The following is a 13,919-nucleotide window of genomic DNA, read 5'->3' on the forward strand; positions in this document are numbered from 1 at the left end:
GGGGCCGGCGTGACCGACGGGAGCCGCGTCCGTCTCGGCATCGTCGCGGTGGTCGTCGTCGCGCTCTTCAGCGCGCTCTTCACGCGGCTCTGGTTCCTCCAGGTCGTGCAGACGAGCGACGTCGCCGCGGCCGTGCAGACGAACTCGGTGCGCACGGTCGTGCTGCCCGCGCCGCGCGGCCGGATCCTGGACCGCAACGGCGTGGTGCTCGCGGACAACGACGTCGTGAACGCGATCACGGTTCGGCGCAACATCACGCCCGCGCAGCGCACGCTCGTGGTCGGCCGGCTCGCGGAGGTGCTGCAGACGCCCGCGGCGACGATCGAGAAGCGGCTCGACGACCCGCGCGTGTCGCCCTACACGCCCGTGCCGGTCGCCACGAATGTCCCCTTCGACCAGCTCGCGTACGTGAAGGAGCACCAGCACGACTTCCCTGGTGTCGACGCCGTGCCGCTCGCGGTGCGCCGCTACAAGCCGATCGCGGCGCAGCTGCTCGGCTACGTCGGCGAGATCAACGGCGACGAGCTGAAGGCGCACAAGGGTCAGGGCTACACGCTCGGCGACACGATCGGGAAGTCCGGTGTCGAACAGGCGTTCGAGCCGTACCTGCGCGGCACGCCGGGCTACGAGAAGCTCGAGGTGGACAACCGCGGCCGCGTGCAACGGGTCATCGCGCACAAGGACCCGGTGCCCGGCGACGACGTGTGGCTGACCATCGACGCGAACGTGCAGGCGCTCGCGGAGGAGTCGCTCAACCAGGCGATGGTCGCGGACCGCGCGTTCCAGGACCCCGCGTTCAAGACCCAGGGGTTCAGGACGTTCGCGGCCCCGGCGGGCTCGTTCGTCATGCTCGACGCGACGAACGGCTCCGTCGTCGCGATGGCGTCACTGCCGACGTACGACCCGAACGCGTTCGTCAACGGCATCCCGACCGCGACGTGGCAGTGGCTGAACGACCCGGCGAACCACTACCCGCTGACCAACCGCGCGATCCAGGGCCTGTACGCACCCGGCTCGACGTTCAAGCCGATCACCGCGACCGCGATGCTGCAGGACGGCTTCCGTTCGCCCGACACGCCGTTCGACGACACCGGGTCGTTGAAGCTCCCGGACCGCACGTTCTTCAACGACCAGCACGCGCGCTACGGCACCGTCACGCTGCCGCGCGCGCTGACCGTGTCGAGCGACGTGTACTTCTACACCGTCGGGCTGCACTTCTGGCAGCTGTTCCACGCGGGCAGTCCCGAGGGCAGCGTCCTACAGCAGGTGGCGCGCGCGTATGGGTTCGGGTCGCCGACCGGCGTCGCACTGGGCGGGGAAGCGAGGGGTCGTGTCCCGGACGCGGCGTGGAAGAAGGCGTTCAACGCGAGCAACCCCGACCCGGTCTCGAAGGCGCAGAACTCGGTGTGGAACCCGGGTGACGACATCCTGCTCGCCGTCGGGCAGGGCGACCTGCTCGTCACGCCGCTCCAGCTCGCGTCGGCGTACGCCACCGTCGCGGACAACGGGACGCGCTTCGTGCCGCAGGTCGTCGCGAAGGTGACGGACCCGCAGGGCCACGTCGTGAAGACGTTCGCGCCGGAGCAGAAGCAGCCGGTCGCGCTCCCGCCCGGCGCGCACGACGCGATCATGCAGGGGCTCACGGGCGTCGTGAGCGACCCGAAGGGCACCGCGTACAGCGCGTTCCAGGGGTTCCCGCTCGCGCAGTACCCCGTCGCCGGCAAGACCGGGACCGCGCAGGTCAACGGGAAGTCGACGACGTCCGTGTTCGCCGCGATCACACTGCCCGACACGCCGCAGTTCGTCGCGGTCTCGTTCGTCGAGGAGGCCGGCTACGGCGCCGCGGTGTCGGCTCCGATCGTGCGGCGCGTGCTCGACGGCGTCTACCACACCGCCCCGCAACCGCTTCCGCCGGTCCAGGTCATCCCGCCGGCCAACACCGCGAGCGGGAACTGACGATGGCGACGATCACGCGCGCGCCGCGTCGCAGCCCCGCCGTCCTCACCGACCGCAAGGCGCGACTGCTCTCGACGCCGTTCCGGCACGTCGACCTGTTCCTGCTCGGCTCGGTGCTCGCGGTCTCGGTGCTCGGCGTGCTGATGATCTACTCGTCCACGCAGCCACAGCTCGCGGACGCGCACCTCGACCAGCTGTACTACGTCAAGCGTCAGGTCGTGTCGATCCTGATCGGCCTCGTGCTGATGCTCGGCGTGATGGCGATCGACTACCGCAAGCTGCGCGACACGTCCGTGCTGCTGTACGGCGCGACGGTGTTCGCGCTGCTCGCGGTGCTGTCGCCGCTCGGCACCGCGACGAAGGGCGCGCAGGCCCGTTTCCCGCTCGCCGGCGGGTTCGAGCTCCAGCCGTCGGAGTTCGCGAAGTTCGCGCTGATCGTCGCGCTCGCCGGGTACCTCCACCACTACCGCGGGCAGCTCGACGCGTGGCGTGTGGCGGTGACCGTCGTGCTCGCGGTCGTGCCCATCGGGCTGATCCTGTTGCAACCGGACCTCGGCACCGACCTCGTGCTCGTGGTCATCATCCTCGGGCTGTTGACCGTCGCGGGCGTCAAGGCGCGCCACCTGCTCGTGCTGCTGCTGCTCGCCGCGACGGCGGTGGGCGCGGTCGTGCAGCTCGGGATCCTGAAGCGCTACCAGGTCGACCGCCTGACGAGCTTCCTGCACCAGGGGAAGAACGTGCAGGGTGCGACCTACAACGTCAACCAGTCGAAGATCGCGATCAGCAACGGTCACCTGACGGGCAAGGGGTTCCACCGCGGGACGCAGACCCGGCTCGGGTTCGTCCCCGAGCAGCACACCGACTTCATCTTCACGGTCGTCGGCGAGGAGCTCGGGTTCGCCGGTGCCGCGACGCTGCTCGCGCTGTTCGGCCTCATGGTCTGGCGGACGTGGCGATCAGCCATGCTCGCGGGCGACTTCTTCGGCACGCTCGTGTGCGTGGGCGTCACCGCGATGCTGACGTTCCAGATCTTCGAGAACGTCGGGATGACGATGGGCATCATGCCGGTCACGGGCATCCCGCTGCCGTTCATGAGCTACGGCGGCTCGGCGGTGATGGCCTACTTCCTGTGCATCGGCCTCGTCCTCAACGTCCACATGCGCCGCTTCACCTGACACCCGCGCCACCCCCACGCCCCGTTGGGACGGTTTCTCGGCATATGGCCGACTTTCTGTCCCAACGCAGCGGGGTGGGGGGCCGCCGGTACACTGGCCGGTGATGCCCAGCCTCTGGCCGCGGATCGAACCGCTCCTGGCCGGGGTCGACAAGCCCGCTCGCTACATCGGGATGGAGCGGGGGAGCGTGCAGCCGGTCCACCGGGCCGGGCTCGTCTCGTGGCTCCTCGTCTACCCCGACACCTACGAGATCGGGCTGCCCAACCAGGGGCTCCAGATCCTCTACGAGATCCTCAACGAGCGTGACGACGCGGTCGCGGAGCGGTCGTACGCCCCGTGGAGCGACCTCGAGGCGGAGCTGCGGGCCGCGGGCGTCCCGCTGTTCTCCGTCGACACGCACCGCGATGCCGGCGAGTTCGACGTCCTCGCGTTCAACGTCTCGGCCGAGCTCGTCTGCACGAACGTGCTCAACCTGATCGACCTGGCCGGCGTGCCGGTTCGCGCCGAGCGGCGAGGTCCCGAGCACCCGGTCGTCGTGGCGGGCGGGCACTGCACGTTCAACCCGGAGCCGTTCGCGGACTTCGTCGACGCGTTCGTCATCGGCGACGGCGAGGAGGTCGTCGGCGAGATCACCGAGATCGTCGGCGAGTGGAAGCGCGCCGGCCGCACGACGCGCGAAGGGGTGCTGCGCGAGCTGGCGACGATCCCGGGCGTCTACGTCCCGTCGATGTACGACGTCGAGTACGACGGTCCGTTCCTCGCCGAGGTCCGCCCGCGCTTCCCCGACGTGCCCGAGCGCGTCGACAAGCGCACGATCGCGGATCTCGGCGAGTGGCCGTATCCGAAGAACCAGCTCGTCCCGCTGATCGAGGTCGTGCACGACCGGTTGAACGTCGAGGTGTTCCGCGGCTGCACGCGCGGCTGCCGGTTCTGCCAGGCGGGGATGATCACGCGTCCTGTGCGCGAGCGTCCCGCCGACCAGGTGCGCACGATGGTTCGCGACGGGCTCGCACGCACCGGGTACGACGAGCTCGCGCTCACGTCGCTGTCGAGCGCGGACTTCTCGGGCATCGACGGCGTCGTCGCCGACCTCGTGAACGACCAGGCCGGGTGCGGCAACGTCAGCGTCTCGCTGCCGTCGTTGCGGGTCGACGCGTTCACGGTCGGCATCGCGAGCGAGATCCAGAAGGTGCGGCGCACCGGGCTCACGTTCGCGCCCGAGGCCGGCACGTGGCGCATGCGTCAGGTCATCAACAAGCTCGTGCGCGAGGAGGACCTGTACGCCGCGGTCGACGCCGCGTACTCACAGGGGTGGCGGCGCGTGAAGCTCTACTTCCTCGTGGGGCTCCCGACCGAGATGGACGACGACACGCTCGGCATCGCGCACCTCGCGCGCAACGTCGTCGAGATCGGACGGCGGCACACGAAGCAGGCGAGCGCGACCGCGTCCGTCGGCGGGTTCGTGCCGAAGGCGCACACGCCGTTCCAGTGGTTCGGGCAGAACGGGGTCGACGAGCTCGGTCGCAAGATCGGGTTGCTGCGTGACGAGCTCAGGGGCTCGCGCGCGCAGGTGCGATGGCACGACCCCGAGGCGACGTTCGCCGAGGGGATCGTCAGCCGCGGCGACCGCCGCATCGGCGCGGTCATCGAGCGCGTCTGGCGCGCGGGCGGCACGTTCCAGGAGTGGAGCGAGCACTTCGACCTCGGTCGCTGGCTCGACGCCATGGCCGCCGAGGGGCTCGACCCCGACTGGTACGTGACTCGGCACCGCACCGAGGACGAGGTGCTCCCGTGGGACCACATCTCGGCCGGGCTGCACCGCGACTTCCTGTGGCAGGAATGGCAGGACGCGCTCCGCGCGCACGGCCTGCCCGACTGCCGGTGGACCCCGTGCTACGACTGCGGCGTCTGCACCGACTACGCGCTCGAGCACGTCGTCGCCTCGCCGGTCCCGCCGGCGGGCGGCAGCCAGGGGACCGGTCAGGACCTCGCCACCGGCGGTGAGGTCCCGGTCCGGATCCTCGCCAAGCCGCCGGAGCGTGCCGGTGCGCGGTGACGCCGGCTTCCCCGTGCGGCTCCGGTTCGCGAAGCGGGGCAAGGTCCGCTTCGTCTCGCACCGCGACGTCGCGCGTGCGTTCGAGCGGGCGTTCCGCGTGGAGCGCCTCCCGCTCGCGTTCACCCAGGGGTTCTCGCCCCGCCCGAAGGTGAGCTTCGGCCTCGCGCTCTCGGTCGGTCACGAGAGCGAGGCCGAGTACCTCGACGTCGAGCTGGCCGAGGAGCTCGACGTGTCCGCGCTGCCGGCCTCGCTGTCGGCCGCGCTCCCCGAAGGGATCGACGTCACCGGAGCTGCCGCGCTGGTCGATCGCGCGGTCGCGCTCCAGGAGTCGGTCACCGCGGTCGAATACGACGTGAGTGTCGCATCGACCACCGGGACCCCCACGACCACCGACGACGTGCGCCGGGCCGTCGGCGCCGCGCTCGCGAGCGACACGCTCGCAGCCCGGCGACGGCGGAAGGGGCGTGAGGTCGTCGAGGACGTACGGGGTCTCGTGCGCTCGGCGGACGTCCTCGGGACGTCCGAGCACGGCGTGCTCCTGCACCTCGAGCTCGCCACCCGACCGAGCAGCGTCCGGCCCGGGGAGGTCGTCGCCGCAGTGGGCGACCTCACCGACGTCCGGGTGCTGCGCACCAGGCAATGGATCGAGCGCGACGGCGCGCGGCACGAGCCGCTCGAAGCCGATTCGCGCCCGTGCGCGGCGAACGCGCGCGCGTCATGAGAGAAGGACCCGATGTCGGACGACGTGCAGGAGGCCGGTCCGGACTCCGCCGAGCGCGATGGCGCGGTGCGCGACGCACCGCAGCGATCGCAGACCCAACGCTCACGGACCGAGGAGAACGCGGCTGACGCGACGATCGGGACCGACGAGGGGAGCGCGGCCGACGTCCAGCGCCTGACCCCGAGCGCCAACGGCGACAGTCCCGCGACGGGTGGCGAGGGCGGCGGCTCGGCGGAGTCGCCCGCGCGCAAGCGCCGCCGCCGCGGCTCGCGCGGTGGTCGCAACCGTCGCAAGCCTGCGACGTCGCCGGCGACGCGCGGCGACGACTCGCACGATGCCGCGGCCGATCGTGGGCTGACCACCGAGGACGTCGCAGCCGACGCGCTCGAGGACGCCGGTCTGCGCCGCCCACCCGAGGGTGAGGTCCCGCACGACACCGCGCGCGGCGGTCCCGCCGCGACGGCCTCGCGACCCAAGATCGGTGACACGCGTCCGGCACCGCCCTCCGCACCCAAGCCCGCGCGACAGCAGGGCAGCGCGGACCGTGTGGATGCCGAGCGCGGGAGCGGTGAAGCCAACGGCAGTGCCGAGGCGACGAGCACGACGCGCCGGCGCCGTCGCGGTGGGCGCGGTCGCGGCCGGGGCGGTTCCGGGAACGGGAACAGCGGTGGGCCGCGTCCGGCGTCCGCGGTCACCGAGCCGGTCGTCGCCGACCTCGGCATCACCGAGGGTGGTGTGGACCTCGACGCGCTCGACGACGCCGTCCTCGAGCGCCGGCGTGGTCGCACGCGCAAGGGTCGCCCGACCGGTCGCTACATGATGTGCGTCCACGTGCGACGGGGGCAGGCGACGCAGATCGCGGTCCTCGAGGGCCGTCATCTCGTCGAGCACTACGTGAGCCGTCCCGAGGACGACGACACCTCGATCGACGGGAACATCTACCTCGGGCGCGTCCAGAACGTGCTGCCGGGGATGGAGGCCGCGTTCGTCGACATCGGGACACCGAAGAACGGGGTCATCTACCGCAGCGACGTCGCGTACGACGAGTCCGAGGTCGAGGAGAAACAGCCGCGCATCGAGCGGCTGCTGAAGAACGGCCAGTCCGTCCTCGTGCAGGTCACCAAGAACCCGATCGGCGCGAAGGGCGCGCGTCTCACGCAGGAGGTCAGCCTCGCCGGTCGCTTCGTCGTGATGGTCCCCGGCCATCCGGACACGTACGGGATCTCCAAGCGTCTGCCCGACGACGAGCGCAAGCGGCTCCGGCGCATCCTCGAGGGTCTGCGGCCGCCGGACGCGGGTCTGATCGTCCGCACCGCGGCAGAGGGCGCGAGCGCGGACGAGCTCGAGCGCGACATGCGCCGGCTCAAGGGGCAGTGGGACCAGATCTCCGCGGCGGCGCAGCGCGCCAAGCCGCCGACGCTGCTGTACAAGGAGCCGCCGATGGCGGTGCGCGTGATCCGCGAGGAGTTCACGAAGGAATACCGCGGCGTCGTCATCGACGACCGCGACCTGTACGAGGACGTGAAGGCGTACGTCGACGCGATCGCGCCCGAGCTGTCGGAGCGCATCGAGTACTACGACGAGGCCGACGAGCAGCTCCCGCTGTTCGAGCGGTACCACGTGCACGAGCAGCTCGTGAAGGCGCTCGACCGGAAGGTGTGGCTGCCGTCGGGCGGCTCGCTCATCATCGAGCGGACCGAGGCGCTCACGGTCATCGACGTCAACACCGGCAAGAACGTCGGGAAGTCCAATCTCGAGGAGACCGTCTTCAAGAACAACCTCGAGGCCGCGGAGGAGGTCGCGCGGCAGCTGCGGTTGCGCGACATCGGCGGGATCATCGTCATCGACTTCATCGACATGGAGATCAAGCAGAACCGCGACGAGGTGCTGCGAGCGTTCAAGGACGCCCTCGCCCGCGACAAGACCCGCACCCAGGTGTTCGACATCTCGGAGCTCGGCCTCGTCGAGATGACGCGCAAGCGCATCTCCGAAGGGCTCGTCGAGGCGTTCAGCGAGCACTGCGAGGTCTGTCACGGCCGCGGCTTCGTCGTCGACGAGTCGCTGCTCAACTGATTCGCTGCCCGACCGCGATCCGGTGGCCGCCCGGTAGCGCGACCACGAAGTCGCGCATGCCCCACGGATGCGTCTCGAGCGCCGCGACGATGTCCGCGCCCTTCGCGGCGCATCGCGCGTGCATCGCCTCCACGTCGTCGACGTCGACGTAGCACGTCGTGGTCGACGGGATGCCGGGCGTGTCCGACGCGACGAGCGCGAGCGACACGCCGTCGCGCTCGACGAGCGCGAAGTCCGGACCGTCGCCCATCGTGGCGAGCGTCGTGAAGCCGAGCACGGCCGTCACGAACGCCAGCAGTGGTGCGACCTCGCGAACCTCGAGGTTCGGGCGGGCGGCCAGGACGCGCGGCTCCTGCGGCATGCCGGCATCCTTCCAGGTGAGGGCACGGGCTCCGCTACACTGACCCGGTTTCCCGGCGAACGTCCGAGGGGTTCAGCGCGCCATGTACGCAGTGGTCAAGGCCGGCGGCAAGCAGTACCGAGTCGAGGAGGGCCAGCAGCTCGACGTGGAGCTCCTGGGCTCCGACGGTGATGTCGACCTGCAGCCCGTCCTGCTCGTCGACGGCGACGACGTGCTCGCGACCCCGGCCCAGCTCGGCGGCGCGGCGGTCCGCGCCCGGGTCGTCGGCGAGTCGCGGGGCCCGAAGATCGAGGGCTTCACGTACAAGGCGAAGGCCAACCAGCGGCGCCGGTGGGGCCACCGGCAGCGCTACGCCACGATCGAGATCACGTCCATCACAAGGGGCTGACCGTGTCGAAGAAGAAGGGCGCTTCCTCGTCCCGCAACGGGCGCGACTCCGCGGCGCAGCGGCTCGGCGTGAAGGTCTACAGCGGTACCGACGTCACTGCGGGCACGATCATCGTGCGCCAGCGCGGCACGAGGTTCCACCCCGGCGAGAACGTCGGGCGTGGCGGTGACGACACGCTCTTCGCGACGAAGGACGGGACGGTGCGCTTCGCAGAGCGCAAGGGCCGCAAGCTCGTCGACGTCGTCCCGTCGTAGAACGCCTCGCGACAACTGTCGAGGGGTGCGCCGGCATCCCTCCCTATCCTGGTCGCGTGTCGAACTTCGTCGACGAGGCGCAGCTCAACGTGCGCGGCGGTGACGGCGGCGCGGGTGCGATCTCGTTCCGCCGTGAGGCGCACGTCGCGCGCGGCGGCCCCGACGGCGGCGACGGCGGCAGCGGCGGCGACGTGTGGCTCGAAGCGGACCGCAACGTCGCGTCGCTCCTCGCGTTCCGCGACCACCCGCACCGGAAGGCGCAGTCAGGGCGGCACGGCGAAGGCGCGAAGCGTCACGGACACCGTGGTCGCGACCTCGTCGTGGCCGTCCCCGAGGGCACGGTGGTGCGGGACCGTGACGGTTCGGTGCTCGCCGATCTCGTCAACCACGGCGACCGGTGGTGCGCGGCGCGAGGTGGCCGCGGCGGTCGCGGCAACGCGCGCTTCCTGACCAACGCGCGGCGCGCGCCGGGATTCGCGGAGCAGGGCGAGTACGGCGAGGAACGGTGGCTGCGGCTCGAGCTCCGGCTCATGGCCGACGCCGCGCTCGTCGGCTTCCCGAACGCGGGGAAGTCGACGCTGATCTCCGCGGTCAGCGCGGCGAAGCCGAAGATCGCCGACTACCCGTTCACGACGCTCGAGCCGCACCTCGGTGTCGTGCGCTTCCGGGACCACGAGTTCGTCCTCGCCGACATCCCCGGCCTGATCGAGGGCGCCGCCGAGGGGCGTGGTCTCGGCCACCGCTTCCTGCGGCACGTGGAGCGCGCGCGGGTGCTCGTGGTGCTCGTCGACCTCGCGCCGGCCGACGAGCGGGCGCCCGCGGAGCAGGAGCAGGTGCTGCTCGACGAGCTCCGGCGGTACGAGCCGGCGCTGCTCGCGCGGCCCCGCCTCGTCGTCGGCACGAAGGCCGACGTCGCGCAGCAGGACTTCGACGGCATGACGGTCTCGGCGGTGACGCGCGCGGGACTGGAGCGGTTCCTGGGCGCAGTCGGCAACCTCGTCGACGAGGCGCGCGCGACCGAGCCGGAGCCCGAGGCGTTCGTCGTGCACCGCCCGGCGGAGACCGGCTTCTCGGTCGTGCGCGACCACGACGGCGCGTGGCGGGTGACGGGCCGCGTCGCGGAGCGCGTCGTCGCGATGGCGGACCTGACGAACCCGGAAGCGGTCATGTACGTGCACGATCGGTTCCGTCGCATGGGTGTCGAGCGCGCGCTCGAACGCGCCGGCGCGCAGGAAGGTGACGTCGTGCGCGTCGCCGGCATCGAGCTCGAGTACGTCCCGTGAGGAATCGACCCGAGCGACCCGGATGCGAGCGAGCGAAGTCGAGCGAGCACCGCGGAGCGAGCAGAGCGAATGAGGCGAGCGCCAGCGAGCCGAAGCAGCGAAGCGGGAGCAGAGCAATGGACATCGTCCCGTGAGCCTTGTTGTGGTGAAGGTCGGGACGTCGTCGATCACGCAGCCGTCCGGCGCGCTCGACGACGCCGCGCTGGCCAAGCTCTGCGCAGATCTCGCGGACGCCCGCGCGGCCGGTCACGACGTCGTGCTCGTCAGCTCGGGGGCGATCGCGGTCGGGCTGCTCAAGCTGGGTCTGTCCCGCCGGCCACGCGACATCGGCACGTTGCAGGCCGTCGCCGCGGTCGGGCAGCCGCGCCTGATGGAGCGTCTGCGCGACGAGCTCGTGCCGCACGGCATCGTCGCGGGCCAGGTGCTCGTCACACCGTTCGACTTCGGGCACCGATCGCAGTACCTGCACGCACGCGCGACGCTTCGACGACTGCTCGACCTCGGTGTGCTGCCCGTCGTCAACGAGAACGACACGGTGGCGGACGACGAGATCCGCTACGGCGACAACGACCGTATCGCCGCGCTCGTCGCGAACCTCGTGCGCGCCGACGTGCTCCTCCTGCTGACGGACACCGCGGGGCTGTTCACGGCCGACCCGCGCCTCGACGAAGGCGCGTCGCTCATCGAGGAGATCGTCGAGGTCGACCACGCGCTCGAAGCGGTCGCGGGCGGACGGGGCACCGAGCGGGGGAGCGGCGGCATGGCGAGCAAGCTCGCGGCGGCGAAGATGGCGTCGTGGTCGGGTGTCCGCGCGGTGATCGCCGCGACAGACGAGCCGGGTGTCGTCGTGCGCGCGCTCGACGGCCAACCGGTCGGGACGGTCGTGCGCCCGCGCGCGACCCGCTTGTCGAGCCGGAAGCTGTGGATCGCGTTCGCACGGGCCGCGGCGGGTCGGGTCGAGGTGGACGCGGGCGCGCGCGACGCGCTCGTGCGCGCGAACCGATCGCTGCTCGCCGCGGGCGTGCGCGGCGTCGACGGCGCGTTCAGTGTGGAGGACGCGGTGGAGATCGCCGGGCCGGACGGCCGCCCGTTCGCGAAGGGTCTCGTGCGCTACGACGCGCCCGCGTTGCGGCGCGTCGCGGGGCTGCGCAGCGCCGATCTCCCCGACGGCGCCCCGCCGGAGGTCGTCCACCGCGACGACCTGGTCGTCCTGCCCTGACGTGCACCGTTCACGTCCCGGCAACCGTTGAGCGGTCAGGAATCTGGCGCAGCTCTTGCGATCGGGCGTGCCGTCGGCCACACTGCGCTCCCCGTCGTTCGTGTCGCTGCCGGCGCTCACGGGGGGAGGGCCCAGCCGTCGACGCCGGGCCCCAGCAGCTGGCGCGAGACGAAGGGGATGTGCTGGGGCGGGCTCTCGGGCCCGCCCCAGCCGTTCCCACCGCGCCGAATCGGCCGGACTTGACCGCTCGGTCAACCGGTACCATGCCGTCATGACCCCGGTCCCGGAGCTCGGGCGGCGCGCGGCCGCGGCGGCGCGCACGCTCGCGACGGCGGCGACCGCGGCGAAGGACGACGCCCTGCTCGCGGCGGCCGATCTCCTCGAACGCCGCACCGGCGAGATCCTCGACGCGAACCGTGCGGATCTCGACGCCGCGTCCGAGGCGGGGATGGACCCCGGACCCCTCGATCGCCTCCGCCTCACCGAGGCCCGTGTGCGCGGCATGGCCGACGGCCTGCGCAACGTCGCCGGGCTCGCGGACCCGGTCGGCGAGGTCCTCGACGGCTGGCGGCGGCCGAACGGTCTCGAGATCCAGAAGGTTCGGGTCCCCCTCGGTGTCGTCGCGATCATCTACGAGAACCGCCCGAACGTGACGAGCGACGCCGCCGGCATCTGCCTCAAGTCGGGCAACGCGGCCCTGTTGCGCGGCTCGGGCAGCGCGCTGCGGTCGAACGTCGCGATCGCGACAATCCTGCGCGAGGCCGTCGCGAAGGCCGGTCTGCCGGAGGACGCGGTGATCCTCGTGGAAGACGTCGCGCACGAGACGGCGACCGAGGTCATGCGGCTCACCGAGTACGTCGACTGTCTGATCCCGCGCGGCGGTCCGGCGCTGATCGACAGCATCCGCAGGAACGCGACCGTTCCCGTCGTCATCGACGGCGACGGGAACTGTCACGTCTACGTCGACGCGGCCGCAGATCTCGACGAGGCGCTCGACATCGTCGTGAACGCGAAGTGCAACCGGCCGAGCGTCTGCAACGCAGCCGAGTCGCTCGTCGTGCACGACGCCGTCGCCGACTCGTTCCTGCCGCGTGCGTGCGCAGCACTCACCGAAGCCGGTGTCGAGCTCCTGGGTGACGACGGCGCGCGTGCGCGCTGGCCGTCGATGGGCGTCGCGACCGACGCCGACTTCGCGCGCGAGTTTCTCGGCCTCCGGATGACCGTCGCCGTCGCGCCCGATCTCGACGCCGCGATCGCGCACGTCAACCACAACGGCACCGGGCACACGGAGGCGATCGTCACGCGCGACCTGCAGGCCGCGCAGCGCTTCACCCACGAGGTCGACGCCGCAGTCGTGATGGTCAACGCGTCGACGCGCTTCACCGACGGCGAACGGTTCGGGTTCGGTGCCGAGATCGGCATCAGCACGCAGAAGCTCCACGCGCGCGGCCCGATGGGGTTGCGCGAGCTCACGACGTACAAGTACGTGGTCTGGGGGGACGGGCAGGTGGTCGAGTGAGCGAGCCTCGTTTCGAGTCGGTCGACGACGTCGTGGACCGGCTGCGCGGCGTCGACTACCTCGCCGACGCGAACATCGCCGGCGTCGTCTACCTCGCCGACCGTCTCGAGAAGCCGGTGCTGGTCGAGGGCCCGGCGGGGGTGGGCAAGACCGAGCTCGCCAAGGCGATCGCGGCGGTCACCGACGCGCGCCTCATCCGCCTGCAGTGCTACGAGGGCCTCGACGAGTCGAAGGCGCTGTACGAGTGGAACTACAAGAAGCAGCTCCTGCGCATCCAGGCCGACCGCGAGCACGAGACGAGCTGGGCCGAGGTCGAGGCCGACATCTTCTCCGAGCCGTTCCTCCTCACGCGTCCGTTGCTGGAGGCGATCCGGTCGGAGGAGCCCGTCGTCCTCCTGATCGACGAGGTCGACCGCGTCGAGATCGAGACCGAGGCCCTGCTGCTCGAGGTGCTGTCCGACTTCCAGGTCTCGATCCCCGAGCTCGGCACGATCCAGGGCAGGCAGCGGCCGATCGTGATCCTCACGTCGAACAACACACGTGAGCTCTCCGAGGCGCTCAAGCGGCGCTGCCTGTACCTGCACGTCGACTACCCCGACCTCGAGCGCGAGAAGGACATCGTGCGCGTCCGCGTGCCGGAGATCGACGACGAGCTCGCCGGTCAGATCGCCGCGGTCGTGCGCTCGATCCGCCAGCTCGAGCTGAAGAAGGCACCGTCGATCTCCGAGACGATCGACTGGGCGCGCACGCTGCTCTACCTCGGCAAGGCGTCGGTCGAGCCCGAGGTGATCGCGGAGACGTTGCAGGTCCTGCTCAAGTACCAGTCCGACATCGCCAAGGCGCGCAAGGAGCTCGACCTCGACGGCGCGACGGCCGGCGCACCGGGGCGTGTGCCATCCACTGGGCGAAGCTGA

General features: G+C 71.3%; 12 protein-coding genes. 11 read left to right on the forward strand and 1 reads right to left on the reverse strand.

Going from position 1 to position 13,919, the window contains the following annotated elements; genetic code table 11:
• Positions 1-9: 9 nt before the first annotated feature.
• The 5 genes from mrdA to VFC33_00180 all read left to right on the forward strand — a co-directional run bounded on the left by mrdA (position 10) and on the right by VFC33_00180 (position 7,981).
• On the forward strand, positions 10-1,956 hold the full coding sequence (gene mrdA, locus VFC33_00160) for a penicillin-binding protein 2 (protein HZR11637.1): 1,947 nt from the start codon (positions 10-12) through the stop codon (positions 1,954-1,956).
• Between the two features lie 2 nt (positions 1,957-1,958).
• The gene (gene rodA, locus VFC33_00165) at positions 1,959-3,131 is read left to right on the forward strand and encodes a rod shape-determining protein RodA (protein HZR11638.1); all 1,173 of its coding nucleotides are present in this window, start codon (positions 1,959-1,961) and stop codon (positions 3,129-3,131) included.
• A gap of 103 nt (positions 3,132-3,234) precedes the next feature.
• Complete coding sequence (locus VFC33_00170; GenBank protein ID HZR11639.1) at positions 3,235-5,187, forward strand: TIGR03960 family B12-binding radical SAM protein; 1,953 nt, start codon at positions 3,235-3,237, stop codon at positions 5,185-5,187.
• Positions 5,177-5,908: a TIGR03936 family radical SAM-associated protein gene (locus VFC33_00175; GenBank protein ID HZR11640.1), complete on the forward strand. Its 732-nt coding sequence runs from the start codon at positions 5,177-5,179 to the stop codon at positions 5,906-5,908. Before VFC33_00170 ends, VFC33_00175 begins: the two co-directional genes overlap by 11 nt.
• A gap of 12 nt (positions 5,909-5,920) precedes the next feature.
• Positions 5,921-7,981, forward strand: coding sequence for an Rne/Rng family ribonuclease (locus VFC33_00180; protein ID HZR11641.1), 2,061 nt, complete (start codon positions 5,921-5,923; stop codon positions 7,979-7,981).
• On the opposite strand, the gene VFC33_00185 is transcribed toward VFC33_00180, so the two are convergent.
• Positions 7,974-8,342: a VOC family protein gene (locus VFC33_00185; GenBank protein HZR11642.1), complete on the reverse strand. Its 369-nt coding sequence runs from the start codon at positions 8,340-8,342 to the stop codon at positions 7,974-7,976. The genes VFC33_00180 and VFC33_00185 overlap by 8 nt on opposite strands.
• Positions 8,343-8,424: 82 nt before the next feature.
• Between VFC33_00185 and rplU the strand changes: the two genes are divergently transcribed.
• The 6 genes from rplU (at position 8,425) to VFC33_00215 (ending at position 13,919) form a co-directional block, all read left to right on the forward strand.
• Positions 8,425-8,730 (forward strand): 50S ribosomal protein L21, encoded by a 306-nt coding sequence (rplU, locus tag VFC33_00190; GenBank protein ID HZR11643.1) that lies wholly within the window; start codon positions 8,425-8,427, stop codon positions 8,728-8,730.
• A gap of 2 nt (positions 8,731-8,732) precedes the next feature.
• A complete protein-coding gene (gene rpmA, locus VFC33_00195) occupies positions 8,733-8,984 on the forward strand; it encodes a 50S ribosomal protein L27 (GenBank protein ID HZR11644.1) in 252 nt (83 codons plus the stop codon).
• Between the two features lie 56 nt (positions 8,985-9,040).
• Positions 9,041-10,267, forward strand: a complete 1,227-nt coding sequence (gene obgE / locus VFC33_00200) for a GTPase ObgE (protein HZR11645.1) — start codon at positions 9,041-9,043, stop codon at positions 10,265-10,267.
• A gap of 130 nt (positions 10,268-10,397) precedes the next feature.
• On the forward strand, positions 10,398-11,486 hold the full coding sequence (gene proB, locus VFC33_00205; protein ID HZR11646.1) for a glutamate 5-kinase: 1,089 nt from the start codon (positions 10,398-10,400) through the stop codon (positions 11,484-11,486).
• Positions 11,487-11,757: 271 nt separating this feature from the next.
• The gene (locus VFC33_00210) at positions 11,758-13,005 is read left to right on the forward strand and encodes a glutamate-5-semialdehyde dehydrogenase (GenBank protein ID HZR11647.1); all 1,248 of its coding nucleotides are present in this window, start codon (positions 11,758-11,760) and stop codon (positions 13,003-13,005) included.
• Positions 13,002-13,919, forward strand: coding sequence for a MoxR family ATPase (locus tag VFC33_00215; protein ID HZR11648.1), 918 nt, complete (start codon positions 13,002-13,004; stop codon positions 13,917-13,919). Before VFC33_00210 ends, VFC33_00215 begins: the two co-directional genes overlap by 4 nt.

The organism is Acidimicrobiia bacterium (genome assembly GCA_035651955.1).
Taxonomy (GTDB): Bacteria; Actinomycetota; Acidimicrobiia; order IMCC26256; family JAMXLJ01; genus JAMXLJ01.

Coding starts and splice junctions, on each gene's coding strand:
- VFC33_00210 (HZR11647.1), top strand. CDS start 11,758: ATGACCCCGGTCCCGGAGCTCGGGCGGCGCGCGGCCGCGGCGGCGCGC.
- VFC33_00170 (HZR11639.1), top strand. CDS start 3,235: ATGCCCAGCCTCTGGCCGCGGATCGAACCGCTCCTGGCCGGGGTCGAC.
- rodA (HZR11638.1), top strand. CDS start 1,959: ATGGCGACGATCACGCGCGCGCCGCGTCGCAGCCCCGCCGTCCTCACC.
- VFC33_00180 (HZR11641.1), top strand. CDS start 5,921: ATGTCGGACGACGTGCAGGAGGCCGGTCCGGACTCCGCCGAGCGCGAT.
- VFC33_00185 (HZR11642.1), bottom strand. CDS start 8,342: ATGCCGCAGGAGCCGCGCGTCCTGGCCGCCCGCCCGAACCTCGAGGTT.
- rplU (HZR11643.1), top strand. CDS start 8,425: ATGTACGCAGTGGTCAAGGCCGGCGGCAAGCAGTACCGAGTCGAGGAG.